Origin of the sequence: Pseudorhodoplanes sp., from assembly GCF_050250235.1 — a bacterium.
Classification (GTDB): Bacteria; Pseudomonadota; Alphaproteobacteria; order Rhizobiales; family Xanthobacteraceae; genus Pseudorhodoplanes.
Genome location: NZ_JBFWPA010000064.1, coordinates 24,947 through 36,474 on the forward strand (window position 1 = coordinate 24,947; position 11,528 = coordinate 36,474).

General features: G+C 61.6%; 11 protein-coding genes. 5 read left to right on the plus strand and 6 right to left on the minus strand.

What is annotated here, in order from left to right; genetic code table 11:
• Positions 1-429: an HIT family protein gene (locus AB7F49_RS23770; RefSeq protein ID WP_428526959.1), complete on the plus strand. Its 429-nt coding sequence runs from the start codon at positions 1-3 to the stop codon at positions 427-429.
• On the opposite strand, the gene AB7F49_RS23775 is transcribed toward AB7F49_RS23770, so the two are convergent.
• Entirely contained in the window at positions 430-780 is a 351-nt protein-coding gene (locus AB7F49_RS23775) for an AzlD domain-containing protein (protein ID WP_428526961.1), read from the minus strand.
• Positions 777-1,562: an AzlC family ABC transporter permease gene (locus AB7F49_RS23780; RefSeq protein WP_428526963.1), complete on the minus strand. Its 786-nt coding sequence runs from the start codon at positions 1,560-1,562 to the stop codon at positions 777-779. Before AB7F49_RS23780 ends, AB7F49_RS23775 begins: the two co-directional genes overlap by 4 nt.
• Before the next feature lie 221 nt (positions 1,563-1,783).
• Between AB7F49_RS23780 and AB7F49_RS23785 the strand changes: the two genes are divergently transcribed.
• The 3 genes from AB7F49_RS23785 to AB7F49_RS23795 all read left to right on the plus strand — a co-directional run bounded on the left by AB7F49_RS23785 (position 1,784) and on the right by AB7F49_RS23795 (position 4,037).
• Positions 1,784-2,035, plus strand: a complete 252-nt coding sequence (locus AB7F49_RS23785; protein ID WP_428526965.1) for a hypothetical protein — start codon at positions 1,784-1,786, stop codon at positions 2,033-2,035.
• 59 nt (positions 2,036-2,094) lie between these two features.
• On the plus strand, positions 2,095-3,294 hold the full coding sequence (zigA, locus tag AB7F49_RS23790) for a zinc metallochaperone GTPase ZigA (protein WP_428526967.1): 1,200 nt from the start codon (positions 2,095-2,097) through the stop codon (positions 3,292-3,294).
• A gap of 122 nt (positions 3,295-3,416) precedes the next feature.
• Positions 3,417-4,037, plus strand: coding sequence for a glutathione S-transferase family protein (locus tag AB7F49_RS23795; protein WP_428526969.1), 621 nt, complete (start codon positions 3,417-3,419; stop codon positions 4,035-4,037).
• 207 nt (positions 4,038-4,244) lie between these two features.
• Here AB7F49_RS23795 and AB7F49_RS23800 read toward each other — a convergent pair whose 3' ends face one another.
• From AB7F49_RS23800 to clpS, 4 genes are all read right to left on the minus strand, one after another.
• Positions 4,245-4,430: a hypothetical protein gene (locus AB7F49_RS23800; RefSeq protein ID WP_428526971.1), complete on the minus strand. Its 186-nt coding sequence runs from the start codon at positions 4,428-4,430 to the stop codon at positions 4,245-4,247.
• A 209-nt stretch (positions 4,431-4,639) separates the two neighbouring features.
• A complete protein-coding gene (locus tag AB7F49_RS23805; RefSeq protein WP_428526973.1) occupies positions 4,640-5,938 on the minus strand; it encodes a gallate dioxygenase in 1,299 nt (432 codons plus the stop codon).
• A 128-nt stretch (positions 5,939-6,066) separates the two neighbouring features.
• Complete coding sequence (clpA, locus tag AB7F49_RS23810) at positions 6,067-8,529, minus strand: ATP-dependent Clp protease ATP-binding subunit ClpA (protein WP_428526975.1); 2,463 nt, start codon at positions 8,527-8,529, stop codon at positions 6,067-6,069.
• Between the two features lie 102 nt (positions 8,530-8,631).
• The gene (gene clpS / locus AB7F49_RS23815) at positions 8,632-8,967 is read right to left on the minus strand and encodes an ATP-dependent Clp protease adapter ClpS (protein ID WP_428526977.1); all 336 of its coding nucleotides are present in this window, start codon (positions 8,965-8,967) and stop codon (positions 8,632-8,634) included.
• A 677-nt stretch (positions 8,968-9,644) separates the two neighbouring features.
• On the opposite strand from clpS, the gene AB7F49_RS23820 reads away from it, so the two are divergent.
• Positions 9,645-11,234 carry a VWA domain-containing protein gene (locus AB7F49_RS23820; protein WP_428526979.1) on the plus strand — a complete coding sequence of 530 codons (1,590 nt, stop codon included), beginning with the start codon at positions 9,645-9,647 and terminating at the stop codon, positions 11,232-11,234.
• Positions 11,235-11,528 lie beyond the last annotated feature (294 nt).

Below are 11,528 nucleotides of genomic sequence, written 5' to 3' on the forward strand. Positions count from 1 at the left end.
ATGCCGGACTACGATCCGAACAACATATTCGCCAAGATTATCCGTGGCGAATTGCCCTGTCACAAGGTGTATGAGGACGATCGCGTGCTGGTGTTCCTCGACATCATGCCGCGCGCGCCCGGGCATGCGCTGGTGATTCCGAAAAACGCCGCGCGCAATATTCTCGACGTCGACCCGGACGATCTCGCTCATGTCGCACGGATCGCGCAGAAGGTCGCCAGGGCGGGGATGCAGGTGTTCGACGCCGACGGAATCACGGTGCAGCAATTCAATGAGAATGCCGGCGGCCAGGTGGTGTTCCACCTGCACATGCACGTGATACCGCGCAAGGAAAACGTCGCCATGAAGCCGCCCGCGACCGAGAAGGAAAAGCCGGACGTCCTGGCCGACCAGGCCAGGAGGCTGGCAGCGGCGATGCAGACGCTCTGATTACAGGTGCGGCGCCAGCAATGCGCCGAAGATCAGGACCGCTTCACCGGTCGCAACCCCTGCGAAAATCGAGCGGCGGAACACCATAAAACCGGCAAAGCCGGCCACGATCGCCAGCAGCCGGACCGGCAGCGGAACCGAGGCCAGCGCGCCTGGCGCGAAGAAGATCAACTTGCCGATCACACCCGCCAGCACTGCGGTCGCGACCGCCCTCACCCAGACCAGAATTTCCGAACTCTGGTCGATGCCGCGCGCCAGCGCCAGGCCGATCCAGCGCCAGATTTCGTTCGGCAGGAAGCCCACCAGGATCAGCATCGCATAAGGCCAAAGCGTCGAGGTGAGCAGGCTCATCGCAAGCTCTCCCGCACCCGATGAACCAGATAGGCAATGGTGCCTCCGGCGATCCCAGCCCACATCACGTCGAGTTCGACTTGCCAGATGGCAAATGCGGGACCGAGCGCGAGCCCCAAAACCAGAGCAAGCCGATCGACCAGATAGCTGGAATTGCGGGTGATGGAGACGAGGAAGGACATTGGCGTCAGGAACAGCAGTGCCGCGGTGAGCAGAGCTGGCAGTCGCGCGGCGAGGTAATAGCCCGCGATCGTCGCAATGATCGCCGACAGCATGTAACCGCAGGCAAGCCCGTTGCAGAACGGAATGCGCCGTTCGACCGGCATCTGCGGTGCGAGCCGCATCGACTCCACCCACATGCTGACGGCGGTGAAATGCACCGGAAGCAGCAGGTCGCGGGTCCGGGTCTGCGGACCGCGCAGGATCGGCATCAGCGCCACCACCATCGGCAACAGTCGCAGGCCGCTCAGGCCCACGGCCACAGCGACCTCGATCAACTGCGCGCCGCCGCCCAGCATCGAGATCAGGATCACCTGGGCGGGACCGGCCCAAACCAGCAGCGTCGACGCGGTGACCCACAGCAGCCCGAAGTCGAAATCATAGGCCAGTGCACCAATGCCGAGATAGGTGCCGAATAGCACATAGGCGAAGACCGACAGCCAGGCCGAGCGCAGCCCGCCGGCGAACGCGGCGGTGTCGTTTGGGAAATCGATGGCATAGCCCCCAGCCATCGCGGCACCATGCGAAAAGACCCGCACGAGGACAACGGCCGGACGCCTCATGGCGCCAACAATGCCGGCGCATGGATCGCACCCGTTGTTTCACATCATCCTATGGACCGCCGTCGGGACAGCGGAATGATCCGGGGCGCCGGTCGGGACCGGGCATCTGTAGGAATTGAATTCCTTCCGCTCCAAGCTTCGCTGGACAGCGAGAACCTAAGAATGTTATATTATAACATAACACCGAGGACGCTCCATGACAGTTCTGCAGGACCGCCTGCTTGCCGCAACCGACGATATCGATCCAAAAACTCTTCCCCCCGTACTTCGCCACGGCGCGCGAGTTCATCCGGCAGGGAATCGCAAGAACCGTTGCAGGCGAAATTCCGGAGGCGACAACGCTCGCCGTGCTGATGGCAGAGACACTGCCCCGGCTGGTAAACGCTTACGGGCCCGCCCGCGCAGCCGTGATCCTGTCCCGGCTGGCTCATGACATCCATGCGGGCTTGGCGCCAAACTGCCAGCAGCAATAGCGCACTTCCTTCTGCACCTGCGCCACGCATTCGAACCATCATGACTCTCGGACCCGCACATGCAAAAGCATCCCGTCACCGTGCTCTCCGGGTTTCTGGGAGCCGGAAAGACCACGCTGATGAACCACATCCTCAACAACCGGCAGGGCAAGCGGGTTGCGGTCATTGTGAACGACATGAGCGAGGTGAACATCGACGCGGACCTGATCCGCGATGGCGGTGCGAATCTCTCGCGGACGAATGAGACGCTGGTCGAGATGACTAACGGCTGCATCTGCTGCACCTTGCGCGACGATCTGCTGAAAGAGGTGCGCACGCTCGCCGAGGACGGCCGCTTCGACTATCTGCTGATCGAGTCCACCGGGATTTCCGAACCGCTCCCGGTGGCCGCGACCTTCGACTTCCGGGACGAGAATGGCGAGAGCCTGTCGGATGTCGCGCAACTCGACGCCATGGTGACCGTTGTCGATGCCGCCAATCTTCTGAACGAATACGCCTCAACCGATTTCCTGCGCGAGCGCGGTGAAACGCTCGGCGACGACGACAACCGCACCATTGTCGATCTTCTGGTCGAGCAGATCGAATTCGCGGACGTGATCGTGCTCAACAAGATTGACGACGCCGCGCACGAGAAGGCCGAGGCCGCACGCAAGATCGTACGCGCGCTCAATCCAGAAGCCGAGATCGTGGAGTCCAGTTACTCGAAAGTACCGATGTCGCGCGTGCTTGGAACGGGCCGCTTCGATTTCGAGAAGGCCCAGCGGCATCCGATCTGGTTCAAGGAGCTCTACGAGTTTGCCGACCACAAGCCGGAGACCGTGGAATACGGGATCCAAAGCTTCGTCTATCGCGCTCGCCGCCCGTTTCAGCCGGAAGCCTTTCATCGCTTCATCAACTCTCACTGGCCGGGCGTGATCCGCTGCAAGGGCCATTTCTGGATCGCGACCCGGCCGAACTGGGTCGGCGAGATCAGCCAGGCCGGCGCGATCGTGCGCAGCGAAGGCCGCGGCTTCTGGTGGTGCGCGATTCCGCTGGAACGCTGGCCGCGTGAGCCGGAATGGCGCACCATGCTGAAGTCCTACTGGGATGACGCGTGGGGCGACCGCCGTCAGGAAATCGTGTTCATTGGCACCGGCATGGACCAGCCCGAACTGACGCGGAGGCTGGATGCGTGCTTGGTGACGACGCCCGAAGCAGACGGGCTCGCGATTTCCGCCTGGAGAGCCCTGCCCGACCCGTTCCGGGCCTGGAAGCGCTGACGCCACCGCGGCGCCGCGCCGCCACCATCATCATCATCGCGCCTGTCCCGGCAGATATGCGCGGCTGGACAGACGGGTGATCCTGTGCTGTCGGTGACCGGCATTGTCTGGGAAGGACGACCATGGCCGACGACTTGATTCTTTACACCAATCCGATGTCGCGCGGCCGGGTGGCGCGCTGGATGCTGGAAGAAACCGGCGCGCCCTATCGCGTCGAAATTCTCGATTACGCATCGACGATGAAGGCTCCGGCCTATCTCGCAATCAATCCGATGGGCAAGGTCCCAGCCATCGTCCACGGCGGCAAGGTGGTGACCGAAAACGCCGCCATCTGCGCATATCTTGCCGACGCGTTTCCCAGCGCGGGCCTCGCACCTCCATCGTCAGAGCGCGCGGACTATTACCGCTGGCTGTTCTTTGCGGCAGGTCCGCTGGAATATGCAGTGACCAACAACGCATTCGGAATGAAACCGCCGCCGGATCGCGAAGCCGCGGTTGGCTATGGCAATTACCAGAAGGCGCTCGATACGCTGGAATATGCGGTGACGCGCATGCCCTTCATTGCAGGCGACCGCTTCACCGCTGCCGATCTGTATGTCGGGTCGCATCTGGGCTTCGGGATGCAATTCGGCTCGATCGAGAAGCGGCCGGCCTTCGAGGCGTATTACAATAAGCTCAAGGATCGTCCTGCGGCATTGCGCGCTGCGGCACTGGACGATGCGGCGATGCCGAAAAAGGGCTGATGATCCCGACGCAAGGCCTCCCCGGCCCTGCTCGCCACCGGACCTTGCGGGGAGACAATGCTGCTCTCGCAGTTCGGACAGGAGGCTGTGCCGATGGGGCGAATCATCGCCGCGACGGCATGATCGATCCTGCGGCGCAGGCTCTCGCACAAGATCTGCCGCAGGAGATTCCGATCAAAGACGGACTCGCCAACGACAACAACCGGCCTAATAGGGCCGTCCGTATTTCTCCAGCTTGTCGGCCATGTCCTCGAACTGCTTGGCGGCGTCTTCGAACATCCGCTTGGCGATCGCCTCCGTGGTGGCAGCGGCCTTGAGCCGGGCGGTTTCGGCCTTCTCCCGGAATTCACGGATCCTGTTCTTGTTGGTCGGTCCCGGCGACGCGACATTCATGAACCACGCTGTCCCTGTTGCAGCCCTCCTTCTTGATCAAATCGAGGATGCCGCAAACGAACAAAGACACATGGCGACCATTCGTTCCGAGAAGCCCTGCCATTTCCACAAGGACAAGTATCCGGTTGCCACACCCGGACCGGCACCGGTACCGGGCTGCGCAAATGTCGAGGGCGCGCGCCAAGGATCGACAGCCACGGGGCCGGTTATCACGCACTCGCCTTCTTCTCATCCCAGGCGAAGCTCCTGACGTCCCTGCCTGCGACCGAATAGAGCGCGCCCGGCGCATTGCGGGTCTTCATGAAGTCGTCGAGCGCCTCGCCTCGCATCCCGGCATAGATGTGCAGATTGGACGAGCCGGTGACTGCGGCGAGCTTCTCCAGCATGAAGAAATTGGCGCCGTAGCGGATCAGCGCGCGCCAGTCCTGGTTGCGGATCATGGCGCGCTCCTCATCGGACAGGCATGCCTCCGCAAAGGCCTGTTCGGGCGCCGCGAGGAAATGCGCGCGATGCGCGGGCTCGACCAGCCGGTGCAGGAACTTGTTGAGCCGGTAGCCCTTTCGCGAGCGCGCATGGGTGAAAGGATAGGTTCCGGTCAGCGCCTCGGCGCCTGCGAGCTGACGGCCGATATGGCCGCGATGGCGCTCGGCGGTGTCGGCCGGCACGGCGATCGCCTCGTTTTCGTAGATCGCGGTCGCGATGCCCGTTACCGACGGCAGATAATAGCTTTGGTGCACCTTGCGGACATTGGCGGACAACGCGCCGCGCATCACCAGCCACATGATGACTTCCGCACCTTCAAGACCGCCGAGCCGCGCATAATCCGCGTGCGTCATCTCGGTGAGCCTGACCGGATCGCGCTCGATCAAATCGAGGAATTGCGCGTCCCATTCGGTGTTGTTGAAGCCCGCACGCTCGCCATGCACCTGATGCGAGAGGCCGCCGGTCGCTACCAGCGCAACCGCTATATTCTCAGGGTAACTCTCGATCGCTCGCCGCAGCGACTGTCCAAGCTTCCAGCAGCGCAACGCGGAGGGTATCGGGAATTGCAGCACACCGACCTGCAAAGGCACGATGGACACCGGCCAGTCCGGCTGATGCAGGCACATCATCGACAGCGGCGAGAAGCAGCCATGGTCGAGCGCACGGTCCTGGAAGAATGACATGTCGAACTCATCGGCCATCAGCGCAGCGCCGATGTGATGCGAGAGCGCTGCATGCCCCTTCACGGGTGGAAGCGCCCGCGCGCCCCCGCCCTCGTCGGCGACCTCGTAGCGGTCGTCGATGCCGAGAGTGAAGGCCGAATAGTGATCGAAGAAGAACGAGGTGACGTGGTCATTGTAGACCATGAACAGTACGTCCGGCTTTTTGTCCTCGATCCATTGCTGGATCGGCCGGTACGCCGCGAAGATCGGGGCCCAGACCGGATCGTCACCCTTGTTGCGGTCAAGGGCGAAGCCGATGGTGGGCGTATGCGAGGTCGCGATCGCGCCGATGATGCTGGCCATGTTGCGTCTCCGGAATGTCGACGGACACGCTGCGAGGCGCCTTGGCCCACAACATTGATCTGGCGCAACACACGACAAATGAAAAACCCGGGCGCGAAGCCCGGGCCTTTCAGAGATTGCTTGAACCCTCAAGCCTTCAGCGGCACCTTCGGAACCGAGCCGCGGCCGGAGGGATCGGAGCCACCGGGCCCGCCCGAATTGCCACCCTTGCCGCTTCCGCCCGCGGACGGAGGCTTCGGCTTGCGTTGCGGCGGCTTGCGCTTGGCCTTGACGCGGCCGGCCGGAATCTTCTCCGGCTTCGGCGTCACCGGCCCCTCGAGATACTCGAAGCCGAGCGCATCGCGGCCCGCTTCCGTCTTGCTCACAACCACCTTGACGTGGCCGCCGTCCTTCAGCTTGCCGAACAGCACCTCGTCGGCGAGCGGCTTCTTGATGTTCTCCTGGATCACCCGCGCCATCGGCCGCGCGCCCATGAGTTCGTCGTATCCATTGGCGATCAGCCAGCGTGAGGCTTCGTCCGACAGCTCGATCGTGACATTGCGATCGGCGAGCTGGGCCTCGAGCTGCATCACGAATTTCTCGACAACCTTTGCGATGATCTCCTGCGACAGGTGGCCGAAGGTGATGATCGCGTCGAGCCGGTTGCGGAATTCCGGAGCGAACAGCTTGTTGATCGCCTCGACGTCGTCGCCTTCCCGCTTGTTGCGGGTGAATCCATAGGTGCCTCTCGCGAGGTCCGCGGCGCCCGCGTTCGTGGTCATGATCAGGATCACGTTGCGGAAATCGACCTGTTTGCCATTATGGTCGGTCAGCTTGCCGTGGTCCATGATCTGGAGCAGCACGTTGAACAGATCCGGATGCGCCTTCTCGATTTCATCGAGCAGCAGCACGGAATGCGGGTGCTGGTCGACGCTGTCGGTCAGTAGGCCACCCTGGTCGAATCCGACATATCCAGGCGGCGCGCCGATCAGCCGAGAAACGGTGTGACGCTCCATGTATTCCGACATGTCGAAGCGGATCAGCTCGACTCCGAGCGAGTTCGCAAGCTGTTTTGCCACCTCCGTCTTGCCGACGCCGGTCGGGCCGGAGAACAGATACGAGCCGATCGGCTTTTCCGGCTCACGGAGCCCTGCGCGCGCAAGCTTGATCGAGGCAGAAAGCGATTCCACCGCCCTGTCCTGGCCATAGACCACGGTCTTCAGCGTGTGTTCGAGATGCTGCAGCACCTCGGCGTCGTCTTTGGACACGGTCTTGGGCGGAATGCGGGCCATCGTCGAAATGGTCAGTTCGACTTCCTTCAAGCCGATCGTCTTCTTTCGCTTCGAATCCGGCAGCAGCATCTGGGCCGCCCCGGACTCGTCAATCACGTCAATCGCCTTATCCGGCAGCTTGCGGTCGTGAATGTAGCGCGCCGACAATTCGACCGCGGCCTTGATCGCCTCGTTGGTATATTTCAGCTTGTGGTATTCCTCAAAATACGGCTTGAGACCTTTCAGGATCTCGATCGCGTCCGGCACCGACGGCTCGTTGACATCGATCTTCTGGAAGCGGCGGACCAGGGCCCGGTCCTTCTCGAAATATTGCCGGTACTCCTTGTACGTGGTCGAGCCGATGCAGCGAATCGTGCCGGAGGCGAGCGCGGGCTTGAGCAGGTTCGAGGCGTCCATTGCCCCGCCGGAGGTGGCGCCCGCCCCGATCACGGTGTGAATCTCGTCGATGAACATGATCGCGCCGGGTGTGGCCTCGATCTCCTTGATGACCTGCTTGAGCCGCTCCTCGAAATCGCCGCGATAGCGGGTGCCCGCGAGCAGGGTTCCCATGTCGAGCGAGAACACGGTCGCATTGCGTAACACATCCGGGACCTCGCCATGCACGATCCTGCGCGCAAGACCTTCGGCAATCGCGGTCTTGCCGACGCCGGCATCACCGACGAAGAGCGGATTGTTCTTCTGGCGGCGGCAGAGCACCTGGATGGTGCGGCTGATCTCCGCATCGCGGCCGATCAGCGGATCGATCTTGCCGTCCTTGGCCTTCTTGTTCAGGTTGACGCAATAGGCATCGAGTGCGTCGCCCTTTTTCTTGGGTTCGTCGCCACCCTTGGTGTCGGTATCCTCGTCGGCGCCGCGAACCGGCCGCGACTCGGTCAGGCCGGGGCGCTTGGCGATACCGTGACTGATATAATTTACCGCGTCATAGCGCGTCATGTCCTGCTCCTGCAGGAAATACGCGGCGTGGCTTTCACGCTCGGCGAAAATGGCGACCAGCACGTTTGCCCCGGTCACCTCCTCGCGGCCAGAGGATTGGACGTGAATGACTGCCCGCTGGATCACGCGCTGGAACCCGGCCGTCGGCTTTGAATCCTCTCCGCCGTCGGTCACAAGATTTTCGAGTTCCGCCTCCAGATAGGCGGTCAGCGAACGGCGCAACTTGTCCAGATCGACATTGCAGGCCCGCATGACGGCAGCGGCATCGGAATCGTCGAGCAAGGCCAGCAGCAGATGCTCAAGCGTTGCATATTCGTGGTGGCGTTCGTTGGCGAGCGCGAGCGCCCGATGAAGCGATTGTTCGAGGCTGCGCGAGAAACTTGGCATTCGATGTCCCTAAAGGTCCCCGATCGGTCCTGTTGAGTGGCCGCCCCCGGCCTGCTTCGTCCCCTCATCGACGACGTGAACTTCAAGACTGCTTCCGCAAGTCTACTTCTTCTCCATGACGCATTGCAAAGGATGGTGATGTTTGCGGGCAAAGTCCATCACCTGCGTCACTTTTGTTTCGGCCACTTCATAGGTGTAAATGCCGCATTCGCCGATCCCGTGGTGATGGACATGCAGCATGATCTGGGTCGCGGCCTCGCGGTCCTTGTTGAAGAACCGCTCCAGGACATGCACCACGAATTCCATGGGTGTGTAGTCGTCGTTCAGCAGCAGCACCCGGTACATGCTCGGCCGCTTGGTCTGCGGCTTCGTCTTGGTGATGACCGCCGTCCCGGGCCCGCTGGAATCCTGCCGCTTCTTGCGCTCGTCATCGGCCATCCGCGGCTCGTGGCGCCCTGTCGGATCAGACGCGGTCGGAAAACGAACGGGGCGCATGGCACATTCAGACATTCGCAGAGCTTTGCAGGTCATCGACGGCGATTGGTCAGGCCGCAGCCATCCCCACATATTAATGAGAGAGCAAGCGCTGTGCCAGACCGGCGGAAATAGGCGGCATCTGCAAAAACGCAAGGCCGGCAAATGACTTGGATACGCCCGAGGGTCGTCAGGCTGGCCATGATCCAAGGAAATGAGGACAATTCGCGGCAAATACCCCGGAAATCGTCCGAAAATCCGCCACCGATTCTCAAGTGCGGAGCACTGAAGGTCGACGGTCAAACTGATCCGGCTTTTCGGGCCCGCCCCATTTTGTTTGGACGTTTTCTCAAGACCGCGATGGCGGTGCCGCTCCCTTCCTCGCGCGCTCCCTCATCCCCCTGATGGGCTTCACCGAGCGGCGATCAATAACCGAATAGGGCCGCGGTTCCCGGCAAGCCTAACGAAACATGAACCAGACCGTTCGAATGCGAAGCCGGCGTTTGACGCAAGCTTCAGCATGCGCCCACGACCCGGTCGGGCGAGACCTCATTCTTGCGAGAATGCGGGACCGGTTTACCGCAACTTGACGGACCGCGTTCCATGCTGCGGGCGGGCAATCGCGTTTTGAGGACGGTGTCATGGTCGCGGCCACAGAAGTGCTGAAATCCGTTCGCCGGCTGTTCGCCGATTTCGGCACAGCCAAGCGAGGCAACGTCATGGTGACCTTCGCCCTGGCGACGATCCCGGTGATCGGCTCGGTCGGCGCTGCAGTGGATTACAGCCGCGCCAATTCCGCCAAGACGGCATTGCAGGCAGCGATCGATTCCGCGGCGTTGATCCTCTCCAAGGACGCGCAAACGCTGACGCAGGCCCAACTGGCCGCCAAGGCGAATGCCCTTGTTAAAGCGAATTTCAACTATCCGACCGCGACCGACCTCATCGTCACTCCGACGTTCACCACGCCGCAAAGCGGCAGCTTCACGCTCGACATCAAAGCCACAGCCAAAGTGCCCACCAGCTTCACCGCGATGTGGCAGCCGACGATGGCGATCGGCGCCGACGCCGAGGTGCTGTGGGGAATGAAGCGGCTCGAACTCGTTCTGGCACTCGACGTTACCGGCTCGATGTCATCGTCAAACAAGATGACGCAGCTCAAGATCGCCTCCAAGGACATGCTGAAGACCCTGCAGAACGCCGCCAAGAAGCCGGACGACATCAAGGTCGGAATTGTCCCGTTTGCGACCGACGTCAGTGCCGGAACCGGCAACGTCAACGCGAACTGGATTCGCTGGGACGAATGGGAGGCCGAGCACGATCAGCTTTCCAAGAATCAGCCCTCGAACTGGTCCGATATCGGGCCCGGATCGTCCTGCCCGTTCACCAACAGCAATCCGTACAAGTTCCGGTGCCTGGAGGCCCCGGGCAGCACCAGGACCACGAACACGATCCCTTCGAGCGGAACCTACAAGGGCTATATCTGTCCCAGCGAAAATTCGGACGGCACGGAGGTCAATGGCTGCTATAATAGTCAGGAGCAGACCAAGACGGTTGACACCGGCCGCAACGCGAGCTGTGGCAATTTATCCGACTGCTCCTGCTCGGGCAGCGGCAGGAACAAGGTCTGCACTCAGGTCACCGGCTATAAACATGAATGGGTTGCCAACGACCGCAACACCTGGAACGGCTGCGTCTGGGATCGCGATCAGGACAATGACGTCAAGAACACCGCCACCTCGACCGGGGTCAAGTCGACACTGTATTCCGCGAACCAGGCCAAGAATTGTCCGGCTGCCATGCTCACGCTCACCAGCAGCTGGTCGGCATTGAACGGAAAAATCGACGAGTTGGCTCCAGCCGGAAACACCAACGTCACGATCGGCCTGCAAGTGGCGTTTCAGATGCTCTCGCCGGTCAGTCCGTTCAGCGCTGCGACACCCAAAGCGGATCTCGACAAGGTGATCGTTCTGCTCACCGACGGTGACAATACGCAGAATCGCTGGACCAGCAACCAGAACAGCATTGACGCACGCACCAAGCTCGCCTGCGCCAATGTCAAGGCGGCCAATATCAAGCTCTATACAATCCGCGTGATCAACGGCAACGCTTCCCTGCTGAAGGAATGCGCCACCAAGAGCGACATGTACTTCGACGTGCAGAATGCCAACCAGCTTTCGGGCGTGTTCTCGGCCATCGCGCAAAACCTTGCCAATCTGCGGCTCGCCAAATAGTCCGGCGCCCCCGGATACGCCGCGCGCGCCGCGCCGGCTCATTCGGGCTAAGGGGATGGACCGTGTTATCGCTTGTGTTTGAACGAAAGCGTTTACGAATTGTAACCACTTTTTTGTGTGGCATTTTACAAGGCTTTCAGACGGCCCCTTTACACCCGTAGTAACGAAATGATCGGGTGCGTCATGAAACGCGAATTTCTCCGAAGGTCCGTGGCACGGAGCATCAAGGCGCTTCGCCATTGCGGGCGCGGCAATGTCTCGTTGCTGTTTGCGCTCGCCCTTGTCCCGACGATC